The sequence below is a fragment of the Pseudomonas mangrovi genome (assembly GCF_003052585.1).
Lineage (GTDB): Bacteria > Pseudomonadota > Gammaproteobacteria > Pseudomonadales > Pseudomonadaceae > Aquipseudomonas > Aquipseudomonas mangrovi.
This window is the reverse complement of sequence record NZ_QASN01000022.1, coordinates 1-13212: the sequence shown is the minus strand read 5'-3', so window position 1 is coordinate 13212 and position 13212 is coordinate 1. Positions and strand designations below refer to the sequence as shown.

The 13212-nt window shown below is 64.5% G+C and carries 10 protein-coding genes and 1 tRNA gene; 2 read left to right on the top strand and 9 right to left on the bottom strand.

The annotated features are described in order from the left end of the window. Positions 1 to 32: 32 nt before the first annotated feature. The 3 genes from leuB to leuC all read right to left on the bottom strand — a co-directional run bounded on the left by leuB (position 33) and on the right by leuC (position 3289). Positions 33 to 1115 (bottom strand): 3-isopropylmalate dehydrogenase, encoded by a 1083-nt coding sequence (leuB, locus tag DBO85_RS18190; protein WP_108109123.1) that lies wholly within the window; start codon positions 1113 to 1115, stop codon positions 33 to 35. A gap of 88 nt (positions 1116 to 1203) precedes the next feature. Next, the gene (gene leuD / locus DBO85_RS18185) at positions 1204 to 1851 is read right to left on the bottom strand and encodes a 3-isopropylmalate dehydratase small subunit (RefSeq protein ID WP_108109121.1); all 648 of its coding nucleotides are present in this window, start codon (positions 1849 to 1851) and stop codon (positions 1204 to 1206) included. Between the two features lie 10 nt (positions 1852 to 1861). Then, positions 1862 to 3289, bottom strand: a complete 1428-nt coding sequence (gene leuC / locus DBO85_RS18180; RefSeq protein ID WP_108109119.1) for a 3-isopropylmalate dehydratase large subunit — start codon at positions 3287 to 3289, stop codon at positions 1862 to 1864. A gap of 166 nt (positions 3290 to 3455) precedes the next feature. Between leuC and DBO85_RS18175 the strand changes: the two genes are divergently transcribed. Next, a complete protein-coding gene (locus tag DBO85_RS18175) occupies positions 3456 to 4334 on the top strand; it encodes a LysR family transcriptional regulator (RefSeq protein WP_108109117.1) in 879 nt (292 codons plus the stop codon). Between the two features lie 96 nt (positions 4335 to 4430). Continuing rightward, positions 4431 to 8111, top strand: a complete 3681-nt coding sequence (locus DBO85_RS18170) for a PAS domain S-box protein (RefSeq protein ID WP_108109115.1) — start codon at positions 4431 to 4433, stop codon at positions 8109 to 8111. Here the strand turns inward: DBO85_RS18170 and DBO85_RS18165 are convergent, their stop codons facing one another. The 6 genes from DBO85_RS18165 to DBO85_RS18140 all read right to left on the bottom strand — a co-directional run bounded on the left by DBO85_RS18165 (position 8112) and on the right by DBO85_RS18140 (position 13117). Beyond that, positions 8112 to 9092, bottom strand: a complete 981-nt coding sequence (locus DBO85_RS18165) for a tRNA dihydrouridine synthase (RefSeq protein ID WP_108109374.1) — start codon at positions 9090 to 9092, stop codon at positions 8112 to 8114. 67 nt (positions 9093 to 9159) lie between these two features. After that, complete coding sequence (locus DBO85_RS18160; protein ID WP_108109113.1) at positions 9160 to 9603, bottom strand: acyl-CoA thioesterase; 444 nt, start codon at positions 9601 to 9603, stop codon at positions 9160 to 9162. Beyond that, positions 9600 to 10250: a bifunctional 4-hydroxy-2-oxoglutarate aldolase/2-dehydro-3-deoxy-phosphogluconate aldolase gene (locus DBO85_RS18155; RefSeq protein ID WP_108109111.1), complete on the bottom strand. Its 651-nt coding sequence runs from the start codon at positions 10248 to 10250 to the stop codon at positions 9600 to 9602. The genes DBO85_RS18160 and DBO85_RS18155 overlap by 4 nt, the downstream gene beginning before the upstream one ends. After that, complete coding sequence (gene edd / locus DBO85_RS18150) at positions 10247 to 12082, bottom strand: phosphogluconate dehydratase (RefSeq protein WP_108109109.1); 1836 nt, start codon at positions 12080 to 12082, stop codon at positions 10247 to 10249. The genes DBO85_RS18155 and edd overlap by 4 nt, the downstream gene beginning before the upstream one ends. Positions 12083 to 12106: 24 nt before the next feature. After that, positions 12107 to 12790, bottom strand: a complete 684-nt coding sequence (locus DBO85_RS18145) for a 6-phosphogluconolactonase (protein WP_158268909.1) — start codon at positions 12788 to 12790, stop codon at positions 12107 to 12109. 251 nt (positions 12791 to 13041) lie between these two features. Next, positions 13042 to 13117, bottom strand: a tRNA-Glu gene (locus tag DBO85_RS18140). Positions 13118 to 13212 lie beyond the last annotated feature (95 nt).

Sequence of the window (13212 nt, the reverse complement as noted above, 5' to 3'; positions counted from 1 at the left end):
AAGCGGCCGCCAGGCATGACGGGCCGGACAGATTACAGATTACGCAACGCCTCGACTACCGCGTCGCCCATCTCGCGTGTTCCCACTCGCGTGGTTCCTGCTGAATGGATGTCGCCGGTGCGCAACCCCTGATCGAGCACCAGGCTGACCGCCTGTTCGATAGCGTCGGCAGCCGCCACCTGAGCAAAGCTGTAACGCAGCATCATCGAGACCGACAGGATGGTCGCCAGGGGGTTGGCAATGCCTTGACCGGCGATATCCGGCGCACTGCCATGGCACGGCTCGTACATGCCCTTGTTGTGTGCATCCAGCGAGGCCGACGGCAGCATGCCGATGGAACCGGTGAGCATGGAGGCTTCATCGGAGAGGATGTCGCCGAACATGTTGTCGGTGACGATCACGTCGAACTGCTTGGGCGCACGCACCAGCTGCATAGCCGCATTGTCGACGTACATGTGCGACAGCTCGACGTCCGGGTAGTCCTTGGCGACTTCCTCGACCACTGCGCGCCACAGCTGACTGGAAGCCAGCACGTTGGCCTTGTCCACCGAGCACAGCTTGCCGTTGCGCACGCGGGCCATGTCGAAGCCGACCTTGGCGATACGGCGGATTTCGCTTTCGCTGTACGGCAAGGTGTCGTAGGCCATGCGTTCGCCGTTTTCCAGCACCTTGCTCTCGCGCGGCTGGCCGAAGTAGATACCACCGGTCAGTTCGCGCACGATCAGGATATCCAGGCCGGCGACCACTTCAGGCTTGAGGCTGGACGCTTCAGCCAGCTGCGGATAGAGGATGGCCGGACGCAGGTTGCCGAACAGGCCCAGTTGCGAACGGATCTTCAGCAGGCCGCGCTCGGGACGTATGGCCGGGTCGATGGTGTCCCACTTCGGCCCGCCGACCGCACCGAGCAACACGGCATCGGCCGCACGGGCGCGCGCCAGCGTCTCGTCAGCCAGCGGCACGCCGTAGCGATCAATAGCCGCGCCACCGAGATCATCGAAGCTCAGCTCGAAGCCCAGATTGAACTTGTCGTTGGCCAGATTCAGCACCTTGACCGCCTCGGCCATGATTTCCGGGCCAATGCCGTCACCGGGGAGAACCAGAATCTGCTTGCTCATTGCATTCCTCACTTGTTCAGCAAGACCCGACATTTCGTCGCCGTGCCTCTTTTCGGCGGGTTACGGCTACGCCTAACCCGCCCTCCATTTACTTGATCGCGCCGAACAGCCAGGGGCTGCTCTGCCGGTGCTTTGCCTCGAAGGCGCGGATCGCATCCTGGTCCTGCAGGGTCAGGCCGATGTCGTCCAGCCCGTTGAGCAGGCAGTGCTTGCGGAACGCATCGATGTCGAAGCCGTACTGCACGCCGTCCGGACGCGTGACGGTCTGCGCCGCCAGGTCCACCGTCAATTGATAACCCTCACAGGCCTCGGCCTGCTCGAACAGCGCATCGACCTCAGTCTCGGCGAGCACGATCGGCAGCAGACCGTTCTTGAAGCTGTTGTTGAAGAAGATGTCGGCAAAGCTCGGCGCGATGATGGCGCGAAAGCCGTACTCGTCCAATGCCCATGGTGCGTGCTCGCGGGAGGAGCCACAGCCGAAGTTCTCCCGCGCGAGCAGCACGCTGGCGCCCTGATACCGCGGGAAATTCAGCACGAAATCCTTGTTCAGCGGACGATTGGAGCAATCCTGGTTCGGCTGCCCGACATCCAGATAGCGCCACTCATCGAACAGGTTGGGGCCGAAACCGCTGCGCTTGATCGACTTCAGAAACTGCTTGGGGATGATCTGGTCGGTATCGACGTTGGCGCGATCCAGCGGACAGACCAGGCCAGTGTGTTGGGTAAAGGCTCGCATCGGAATCTCCTCAGGACTGGATCAGTTCGCGCACATCGATGAAATGGCCGGTCACCGCCGCGGCGGCGGCCATCGCCGGACTGACCAGGTGGGTACGCCCACCCGCACCCTGGCGGCCTTCGAAGTTGCGGTTGGAGGTAGACGCGCAATGCTCGCCACTGCCCAGCTTGTCCGGATTCATCGCCAGGCACATGGAGCAGCCCGGCTCGCGCCACTCGAAACCGGCCTCGATGAAGATCCTGTCCAATCCTTCCTTCTCGGCCTGCGCCTTGACCAGGCCGGAGCCCGGCACCACCAGCGCCTGTTTGACGGTGGCAGCTACCTTGCGTCCCTTGGCCACCTCGGCGGCGGCGCGCAGGTCCTCGATCCGCGAGTTGGTGCAGGAACCGATGAAGACCCGATCCAGACGAATGTCGGTGATCGGCTGGTTGGCGGCCAACCCCATGTACTTGAGCGCACGGATGATCGAGTCCTTCTTCACCGGATCGCTCTCGCGGGCCGGGTCGGGGACATTCTGATCAACCGCCAGGACCATTTCCGGCGAGGTACCCCAGGACACCTGCGGCTTGATGTCTTCGGCGCGCAACTCGACCACCGTATCGAATACGGCGTCGGCGTCGGACACCAGCCCCTGCCATTGCGCCACAGCCTTGTCCCAGTCGCCGCCCTTGGGTGCGAAGGGACGATCCTTGACGTAGGCGATGGTCTTCTCGTCGACGGCCACCAGGCCGACGCGGGCGCCCGCCTCGATCGACATGTTGCAGATGGTCATGCGCCCCTCCAGCGACAGCTCGCGAATGGCGCTGCCGGCAAACTCCAGGGCGTGGCCATTGCCGCCGGCGGTGCCGATCCTGCCGATCACGGCCAGGACGATATCCTTGGCGGTGACGCCAAAAGGCAACTGCCCCTCGACGCGCACCTGCATGTTCTTCATCTTCTTCGCCACCAGGCACTGGGTAGCCAGCACGTGCTCGACCTCGGAGGTGCCGATGCCGTGCGCCAGCGCACCGAAGGCGCCGTGGGTCGAGGTGTGCGAATCACCGCAGACCACGGTCATGCCCGGCAGAGTGGCGCCCTGCTCCGGACCGACCACATGGACGATACCCTGGCGCACGTCGTTCATCTTGAATTCGAGAATGCCGAAATCGTCGCAGTTCTCGTCCAGGGTCTGGACCTGGATACGCGACACTTCATCGGCGATGGCCTCAAGCCCGCCCTGGCGCTCGGCGCGGGTGGTGGGCACGTTGTGGTCCGGGGTGGCGATGTTGGCGTCGATGCGCCACGGCTTGCGCCCGGCAAGACGCAGCCCTTCGAAGGCCTGGGGCGAGGTCACCTCGTGGAGAATGTGGCGGTCGATGTAGATCAGCGACGAACCATCGTCGCGACGCTTCACCTCATGCATTTCCCAGAGCTTGTCATAGAGCGTCTTGCCGGCCATTGAACAATCCTCATCAGGTTCTCTGCCTGCAGCTGCGGGAGTAACCCTGCTGCTTGTGGGGAGGATGCTAGGGATTCCTGACGGATAACTCAAATTCATATTTTTTATTCAAAGCATTCCCTTAAGGAATACAATCCCGACATCGACGCAACTGCAGAAACACTCGATGGACATCGCCAACCTCGACACCTTCATAGCCATCGCCGAATGCGGCAGCTTCTCCGAGGCCGGCGAGCGTCTGCACCTGACTCAGCCTGCGATCAGCAAGCGCATCGCCGGGCTCGAGCAGCAACTGGGCATCCGGCTGTTCGACCGTCTCGGCCGCGAGGTGAGCCTGACCGAGGCCGGCCGAGCATTGCTGCCGCGCGCCTACCAGATACTCAATGTGCTCGACGACACGCGTCGTGCCCTGAGCAACCTTTCCGGCGAGATCAGCGGCCGCCTGACCTTGGCTACCAGCCACCACATCGGCCTGCACCGCCTGCCACCACTGCTGCGCGAATTCACCCGCGCACATCCGCAGGTTTCCCTGGATATCCATTTCCTAGACTCGGAAGTAGCCTACGAAGAAGTTCTGCATGGGCGCGCGGAGCTGGCGGTCATTACCCTGGCGCCGCAGACCCGGGCGCCGGTCAGGGCCACCGCAATCTGGAATGACCCCCTGGACTTCGTCGCCGCCCCGGAACACCCGCTGGCGCAGCTGCAGCGCGCCCGCCTCGAGGATGTCGCCGGCCAGCCGGCGGTGTTCCCCGGGGAAAACACCTTCACCCACCACATCGTCAAGGATCTGTTCGAGGCACGTCGGCTGACGCCCAACATCAGCATGAGCACCAACTACCTGGAAACCATCAAGATGATGGTCTCCATCGGTCTTGCGTGGAGCGTACTGCCGCGCACCATGCTCGATGGCCAGGTAGCGGCGCTGAAACTGCCCGGCATCCAGCTGACTCGCCAGCTCGGTTACATCGTCCACACCGAGCGAACCCTTTCCAATGCAACGCGCGCCTTCATGGCGCTGCTGGAGGCAAACGCCGACCTTGCCTAGCGGCAGCGGCAGAGGCTAACGTGAACCGCAACAAAAACGCGCCCAGCCGATGTAGCCGGCGCAGTAGTCAGTCAGCGCAGGTAGAACGACACCGCGATGCCCAAACCGCCCAAAGCCCCCACCTCGGTTCCGTTTCTGCCGCCGCTCGACCCTCGGGAGATCGAGGCTTCCTGGCAGGACGCGCCGCGTCTAATCGCGGTAATGAATGCCGCCGGGCTGGGCGCCTGGGCGTGGAACCTCAAGACGGGCGAAGCGCACTGGTCCAGGGGCACCAGCGTTCTGTTCGGCCGAGACCCGGATGCAGCCTCCGAGCAGCCGCGCAACTATCTCGAGCTGATCCACGAACTCGATCGTGACCGCATTCGCGAACAACTGGAGGCGGCGATAACAGGCCAGGCGCCGCTTGCCCCCCTTCGGCACCGGGTGCGCTGGCCCGATGGCAGCCTGCACTGGCTGGAACTTCGCGGCACCGTGCAGCAGTCCGAGCAGGGTCCCCTGCTGATGGGAGTGGTCCGTGACATCACCCGCCGCCGCGAACGCGCAGAAGCCCTGACCAACTCGCAGCAGCGTTTTTCCAGCCTGTTTCACATGAGCCCCAACGTCGTGGTGCTGGTTCGCTTCAGCGACGCGGTGATCCTCGAGGCCAACCAGAATTTCCAGCAAGTGTTCGGCTGGAGCGCCGAGCAGGCGATCGGGCGATCGACCGCAGAGCTCAAGCTCTGGGTGAACACTCAGCAGCGCGACGAAGTGCGCGCCCGCGCCCTGGCCAGTCCGGAGCCGGTGAATGTCGAAGTGCAGCTGCGCACCCGTGACGAGCGCATCCTGCATGGTGTGCTCAGCGCCCAGTACATGGATCTGGACGAGCAGCCCTGCCTGCTCTGCACCTTTCTCGACACCACCGAACAGAAGCGCTCCGAAGCCGCGTTGCGCACCAGCGAGAGCAAGTTCGCCAAGGCCTTTCACAGCTCTGCCGATACCATCGTCATTACCGAAATGGAGTCGGGTCGCTATGTCGAGGTAAACGATACCTTTACCCGCAAGACCGGCTGGAGCGCCGCCGAAGCCCTCGGCCGTACTTCTGTCGACCTGGGGCTGTGGGTCGACCCTGATGACCGCCGGCGCATGCTCGACGCAATGGACGAGAACGGCACCCTGGCACCGATTCGCCTGCGCTTTCGCGGGCGCGACGGCAACATCACCACCAATGTAATGACCGGCGGCACCGTCGATCTGGACGGGGTCCGCTGCCTGGTCCTGACCGCTCGCGACATCACCGAGGATCTGGCGCGCGAGCAGGCCCTGCGCGACAGCCAGGAACGCCTGGCGCTGGCCCTGGATTCGGTCGACCTGGGCACCTGGGAATGGAACATTCCCAGCGGCACCCTCTACGGCTCGGAGCGCTCCGCACGCCTGCACGGCCTGAGCGAACTGGCCGGCGGCGCCTTTCAGGGGCATTTCAAGGACTTCTTCGCCAACGTCCCCATGGATGATCGTCTGGCGTTACGCCGAGCCTACCGGGAACTCGCCGAGGGCCGCAGCCAGCGCTACGAGGTGACCTACCGAACCTACATCGGTGAACGCAAGCTTTACCTGGAAAGCACGGCCAAGCTCTACCGCGACGAACACGGAAAGCCCTTGCGCATGGCTGGCATCGTCGTGGACATCACCGAGCGGGTACTTCGCGAGCAGCATGTCAGGGCCTCCGAGGAAAAATTCTCCGCACTGTTTCAGGCCAGTCCGGACCCGATTTCGGTCTCGCGCATCCGCGATGGCGTGTTCACCGAGGTCAATCCGAGCTTCAGCGAGACCTTTGGCTGGAGTCCCGAGCAGATCGTCGGTCGCAGCGCCCCGGAGGTGAACTTCTGGGTCGACCCCGACCACCGTCGTCGCCTGTTCGAGAGGCTGATGGCGGAAAAGGCGTTGAACAACGAGGAAGCGCAGTTCCGCACCCGCGACGGCCGCGTGCTCACCTGCCAGGTTTCCAGTCGCTTCCTGCGCATCAACCGGCAAATGTGCATCACCTCGACCTTCCGCGACATCACCGAGCGCCAGCGCGCCGAGGCCGCCCTTAAGGCCAGCCAGGAGAAGTTCGCCAAGGCGTTTCATTCAAGCCCGGACGCCATCACCATTACCGACCGCGCCAGCGGCAAGTACCTCGAAGTCAACGAAGGCTTTACCCGCCTCACCGGCTACACGCCGGAGGAGGCCTACGGCAAGAACGTCGAGGACCTGCAGCTGTGGGCCCTGCCCGATCAACGGGAGCGGCTGGCGGCCCAGCTGGAGCGTGACGGTTTCATCCACCATCTGGAGGTGCCCGGACGTGACCGTTTCGGCAACGAGAAAGTGGTCGAAGTATCGGTCGAGCCGATCGACCTCGACGACAAGCCCTGCCTGCTGCTGACCGGACGCGATGTCACCGCACTCAAGCAGGCCCAGGCGCAGATCCAGCACCTGGCCTATCACGACTCGCTGACCAACCTGCCCAACCGCGCACTGCTGATGGACCGCCTGACCCAGCAGATCGCCCTGCTCAAGCGTCACGACCTGCGCGGTGCCCTGCTGTTTCTCGATCTGGACCACTTCAAGCACATCAACGACTCCCTCGGCCACCCGGTCGGCGACGCCGTGCTGAAGATGGTTACCGCCCGCCTGGAGGCCAGCGTGCGCCAGGAAGACACGGTCGCCCGCCTGGGCGGGGACGAGTTCGTGGTGCTGCTGTCCGGCCTTGAGGGCAAACGCTCGGAGGTCACCCGCCAGGTCCGTCAGATCGCCGACAAGCTGCGTAACCTGCTTGCCGAGCCCATGACCTTCGACGGTCACCGGCTGCAGGTCACCCCCAGCATGGGCATCGCGCTGATTCCCGATCATGGCAGCGACCCTGCCGACCTGCTCAAGCGCGCCGACATTGCGCTGTACCGGGCCAAGGACTCCGGTCGCAACGCGCTGAAGATGTTTCGCAGCGATATGCAACAGGCCGCCAGCGACAGGCTGCGACTGGAAAGCGACCTGCGTCAGGCGCTCAGTCGCAGCGAATTCGAACTGCACTACCAGCCGCAGGTCGACGCGCGCGACAGCAGCGTGATCGGCGCAGAAGCCCTGCTGCGCTGGAGGCACCCCCAGCGTGGAGAACAATCTCCGGCGCAGTTCATCCAGGTGCTGGAAGAAAGCGGCATGATCGTTCAGGTCGGTGCCTGGGTCCTGCGCCAGGCCTGCGCGGCCTGTGCCGAACTGTTCGCGCGCAAGCTGGTCAGCAGGGAATTCAGTCTCTGCGTCAACATCAGCCCACGTCAGTTCCGCGATCCTCAGTTCATCGAGCATGTCGAACACTCGCTGTCCGCCAGCGGCCTGCCGGCCGCCGCCCTCAAGCTCGAAATCACCGAAGGCATCGTGATCCAGAACATCGACGACACCATCGGCAAGATGCGTCGACTGAAGAAGATCGGCGTCAATTTCGCCATGGATGACTTCGGTACCGGCTATTCGTCACTGACCTATCTGAAGCGCCTGCCAGTGGACATTCTGAAGATCGACCAGTCGTTCGTGCGGGATGCCACCAGCGATCCCAACGACGCAGAGATCATCCGTGCCATCGCAGCGATGGCGCGCAGCCTTGGCCTGGAAGTGATCGCCGAGGGCGTGGAGAAACAGGAGCAGCTCGAATTCCTGCAGCAACAGGGCTGTCACCTGTACCAGGGCTATCTGTTCAGCCGGCCCATCCCACTGGAAGCCTTCATCACCCTGCTACGCGACGCTACCACGCCGCCGCTCGGCATCTGATTACGAACCCGCCGCCGCCAAATCACCCCAGCGGGCGACAGGCTGGGCGAGCAGTGCATCGATCCGTTCGCAGTCGGTTTCCCGCCGCAAGGTGGCGAAAAGCGCAGCGGCCTGCGGATAGTTGCGGCTGAGCTGGGCGAGCCATTGCTTGAGCCGGCCTGGCGCGTAGCGCGGTGCAATCTTGTTGCGCGCCTGCCGCCAGAACTCCAGCAGCAGCGGCAGAACCTCGCGCCAACCATCCGGCTGACGCACCTCGCCGCGACGGGCAGCGGCGATCTGCAGCGCCAGATCGGGACAGGAAACCAGGCCGCGGCCGAGCATGATGTCCTCGACCCCACTGAGCTCACGACAGCGACGCCAGTCCTCGACACTCCAGATCTCGCCGTTGGCATAAACCGGCACGGCAACCACCTCCTGCACCCGCGCAACCCACTCCCAATGCGCGGGCGGGCGGTAGCCCTGAGCCTTGGTCCGCGCATGCACCACCAGCTGTCCGGCACCCGCCTCGGCCAGGGCGCGCGCGCAGTCCAGCGCCAGATCGGTGGACTCGAAGCCCAGACGCATCTTGGCGGTCACCGGGATGGCCGCCGGCACCGTGCGCCGTACCTCGCGGACGATGGCATGCAGCAGCTCGGGCTCCTTGAGCAGCACGGCACCGCCGCGCGACTTGTTCACGGTCCGCGCCGGACAGCCGAAATTCAGATCGATCACCGGCGCACCGAGGCGGCAGGCGCGCGCCGCATTGTCGGCAAGGCAGGCAGGATCGGAGCCGAGCAACTGCACTCGCAATGGCGTGCCGGCGGCCGTGCGGGCGCCCTGGGCAAGCTCGGGGGCGAGACGGCGGAACTGCGATGCGGGCAGCAGGCGATCGCTGACGCGGATGAACTCGGTCACGCACCAGTCGACACCGCCTACGCCCGTGAGGACGTCACGCATTATTTCGTCGACCAGCCCTTCCATCGGGGCCAGAGCAATTTGCACGCGAAAGATCTCGAACAATTTGGCGGGCGCGCATCTTACTCGCTTCGCACCCCGTCGCGCTGCCCTGTCAGACGACCGCAGGCTCCAGCACCGCCTGCCCGTAACCGTCGAGAAACTCCGCCGGCATCCGTCGCGGACGACCGCTGGACAGTTCGATGCAGACGAAGGTAGTGCGCGCACGCAACAGCGTCATGCCGTCGGCAGGACGAATCAGCTGGAAGCAGCGATCCATCTTCAGCTTGCGATCCCACTCGACGATCCAGGTGCCCATGACCAGTTGCTCGTCTTCATAGGCGCTGGCCAGGTAGTCGATCTCGTGGCGCACCACGGCCATCGCCCGATCCAGACGGCGGTACTCCGTCAGATCCAGCCCCAGACGCTGCGAATGACGCCAGGCGCAGCGCTCCAGCCAGCTGACGTAGACGGCGTTGTTGGCGTGGCCCAGGCCGTCGATATCATCGCTCTGGACACTGATGTCCAGGGTGAACGGATCGGGACGATCCCACTTCATGCAGAGTGCTCCAGACTCGCGGCGAGGTAGCGTGCCTCAGCCGCCAATTGCGTGATCTGGTCCCAGGCTCGCGCCTTGACCAGGCTTTCCGGCGCAATCCAGGTACCTCCGACGCACGCCACATTCGGCAATCGCAGGAAGCTCAGCAGATTGTCCGGCGTGACGCCCCCGGTGGGGCAGAAACGTATTCCGGTGAACGGGCCCTTGAAACTCTTGAGCATTTTCACGCTGGTCGAGCCATTGGCCGGGAACAGCTTCAACGAACGATAACCGTGCTCCAGCGCCATCAGCACCTCCGAGGGTGTCATGACGCCAGGCAGATAAGGCATCGCGCACTGTTCGGCAGCGGCGGCCAGGCGCGCGGTGAACCCCGGACTGACGGCGAATTGCGCGCCGGCGTCACGTGCCTCGGCAAATTGCTCGGCATGAATCAGCGTCCCCGCCCCCACCAACAGGTCGGGCAGGTCGCGGCGGATCACCTCCACCGCTTTCAAAGCGCAGGCGGTACGCAAGGTCACCTCGAGCACCTCGACGCCACCGGCATGGAGTGCCCGCGCCAGATCAACGGCAAGATTCAGATCGTCGATGACCAGCACCGGCATCACTGGCCGGGCTCGTTGCAGCACTTCATCCATCGTCAGGGTCATGGCGTGGCTCCCGTGTGAGGGTGATCCAGAAACAGGCTGCTGCCGCCTTCATCAGCCGGACCGGCGAGCAGACGTTGGGCAGCGAACAGCTCAAGGCCGAAACCGGCCGCCAGTGGCTCGCTCGGTGTCGCCGGCGTGCGCGTACACCACTGCGCATCCTCGACTTCGACGTGCAGACGGGCGTTTTGTGCGTCGATTTCAATGATGTCGCCGTCGCGCAACAGTGCCAGCGCACCGCCGGCAAGCGCTTCCGGCGTCAGATGCAGGGCCGCCGGAACCTGACCCGAGGCGCCAGAAAGCCGGCCATCGGTCACCAGCGCGACGCGCTGGCCGGCGTGCTGCAGATTGGCCAGTAGCGGCATCAGCTTGTGCAACTCGGGCATGCCATTGGCACGCGGCCCCTGGAAGCGCACCACCAGCACCAGATCACCGACCAGCTCGCCAGCCGTGTAGGCGTGCTGCACCGCGGTTTCACTGTCGAAAACCCTCGCGGGTGCGCGAATCCGCCAGTACGCAGGATCCACCGCCGAGGTCTTGATCATCGCTCGGCCAAGATTGCCTTCGAGCACCGCCAACCCGCCCTCAGGGGCAAAGGGCTCGGCGCAGGAACGGAGCACGTCGGGCGCCACACTGTGTCGTGGAAGAGAGCGCCAGGCGAGAGTATCGCCATCCAGCCACGGCTCACGGGCATAGTCGGCCAGGTCCTCGCCCGCCACCGTCGCCACATCGGCGTGCAACAGATCGGCGTCCAGCAGCTGGCCCATGACCCAGCCGGGGCCGCCCGCCGCCTGGAACTGGTTCACGTCGGCCGCGCCATTGGGATAGACCCGCGCCAGGAGCGGCACGACCCTGGAAAGCTCGGCGAAATCCTCCCAGACCAGCTTGAAGCCGGCCGCACGGGCAATGGCCGGCAGATGCAGACCATGGTTGGTCGAACCACCCGTCGCCAGCAGCATCACCACCGCGTTGACGAGCGCACGTGCATCGATCTGCAGTCCCAGCGGCAGATGACGCTCGCCATGCCGGCTGTTGCGCGCTACAAGCCGGGCCGCCTCTTCCGTCAGCGCGTCGCGCAGCGGGCTGTCCGGATTGATGAAGGCGCTGCCGGGGACATGCAGCCCCATCGCCTCCATCATGACCTGGTTGGTGTTTGCCGTACCGTAGAAGGTGCAGGTGCCCTGAGCGTGGTAGGAGGCCTGCTCGATTGCCAGCAGCTCCTCGCGAGTGGCCTCGCCCCGCGCAAAGCGCTGGCGTACCGCCGCCTTCTCCTTGTTGGGAATGCCGGAATGCATCGGCCCGGCCGGCACGAACACCGCCGGCAGATGACCGAACGCCAGGGCTCCTATCAGCAGTCCCGGCACTATCTTGTCGCAGACCCCCAGATACAGGCCGCCATCGAATACCGCATGGGTCATGCCGATGGCAGTGGCCTGGGCGATCAGGTCGCGCGAGAACAGCGACAGCTGCATGCCGCCTTCGCCCTGGGTGATGCCGTCGCACATCGCCGGGACACCGGCAGCGAACTGGCAGGTGGCACCACGCCGAGCGAGTGCCGCGGCGAGACGATCCGGGTAGTGCTTGAATGGCGCGTGAGCCGAAAGCATCTCGTTGTAGCTGGAGATGATGGCGATATGCGGCGCGCCGCCCTGGCGGATGATTACGCGCTCATCCTCGTCCTTGGCTGCCAGGGTATGTGCCAGATTGGAACAGCTGAGACGATCGCGTGGCGGCCGTGCCAGTGCGTCGGCAAGACGTTCGAGGTAGCGCTCGCGCGACTGCGCCGAGCGCGCCTGCAAGTCGCTGGTGACCTTCTCGACGATGCGGTGAAGCATGGCGGTTCTCACGGTGCAGGGCGCTCAGGGCGCCCAGTGAATGTGCACGGGACGTATCCCGTTGTGCAGCAGCGCATGGATCGGCTGCGACAGGCTGGCCTGCTGGTGAGCCAGGGCAGCATAGATCAGGCGCTTCTTGTCCTCACCGAAGACCAGCAGTCCGACCCAGTCGCTGTCCAGCAGCATCGCCAGATTGGCGGAAATGCGCAGCCGCGGCTCATCCGGCGCATGGCCTACCAGCGCGTCGGGAGCGGCCTGGAGGTCAAGCGCCTGATCCAGCCCCGGCATGCCTGGAAACAGAGAGGCGAAGTGGCCGTCGCCGCCCACCCCGAGCAGCACGACCGAAAACGGCAGCCACTCGCGCATGCGCTCACCCCATAGCCTTGCCGACTCTTCTGCGGTATCGGCAAGGCGCGGATCAAGACAGCAGGCCTGCGGAAGGCCTTCGCGCAACAAGCGGAAGTTGCTGCGCTCATCCTCGCGATCAACCCAGCGCTCGTCGCCGGGTGTGGTGTCGACCCGCCCCCAGTCCAGCGCCTGTGCCGCCAACAGCGGAAACAGCGCCTGCGGACTGCTACCCCCAGGCATCAGCATCCTTGCCCTACCATCGGCTGCCAGCGCCCGCTGCAGGCAGGCATGAAGGTCACCTGCCAGACCCCTGACGCAGGCGTCACGGTCGGGGTAGGCCTGAAACAATGATCCGGGCATTTCCTGACTCCAGTGGTTGCGGCCGACAACAGGCCGTTCGGACGCCGGCATTTGGCTCGGCAACTTCCTCTGTGACCACCGGCAAGCGGTTCTGATTCACGACCGTTACATGATGCCGCCTGACAGCGTGGCAGCCAACCGCAGACCGCAGCGTGCCCGCAGCATGCAAAACGCAGAGGGAAAGGGAAAGGCGGAAAAAACAAAGGGCCGCCTTTCGGCAGCCCTCGAAACCCGCAAGTCGCGGGCGAAAATGGCGTCCCCTAGGGGACTCGAACCCCTGTTACCGCCGTGAAAGGGCGGTGTCCTAGGCCACTAGACGAAGGGGACGAAACCTTCGATGAACAGCAAGGCGAATGCCATGCCATCAGTGATTGGTGGAGCTAGACGGGATCGAACCGTCGACCTCTTGCATGCCATGCAAG

Excerpts from the sequence above, each read along its gene's own strand:
- DBO85_RS18160 (WP_108109113.1), bottom strand. The coding sequence starts at position 9,603 with ATGAAGTGGGATCGTCCCGATCCGTTCACCCTGGACATCAGTGTCCAG.
- leuB (WP_108109123.1), bottom strand. The coding sequence starts at position 1,115 with ATGAGCAAGCAGATTCTGGTTCTCCCCGGTGACGGCATTGGCCCGGAA.
- DBO85_RS18155 (WP_108109111.1), bottom strand. The coding sequence starts at position 10,250 with ATGACCCTGACGATGGATGAAGTGCTGCAACGAGCCCGGCCAGTGATG.
- DBO85_RS18175 (WP_108109117.1), top strand. The coding sequence starts at position 3,456 with ATGGACATCGCCAACCTCGACACCTTCATAGCCATCGCCGAATGCGGC.
- DBO85_RS18145 (WP_158268909.1), bottom strand. The coding sequence starts at position 12,790 with ATGCCCGGATCATTGTTTCAGGCCTACCCCGACCGTGACGCCTGCGTC.
- DBO85_RS18170 (WP_108109115.1), top strand. The coding sequence starts at position 4,431 with ATGCCCAAACCGCCCAAAGCCCCCACCTCGGTTCCGTTTCTGCCGCCG.
- leuD (WP_108109121.1), bottom strand. The coding sequence starts at position 1,851 with ATGCGAGCCTTTACCCAACACACTGGCCTGGTCTGTCCGCTGGATCGC.
- edd (WP_108109109.1), bottom strand. The coding sequence starts at position 12,082 with ATGCTTCACCGCATCGTCGAGAAGGTCACCAGCGACTTGCAGGCGCGC.
- leuC (WP_108109119.1), bottom strand. The coding sequence starts at position 3,289 with ATGGCCGGCAAGACGCTCTATGACAAGCTCTGGGAAATGCATGAGGTG.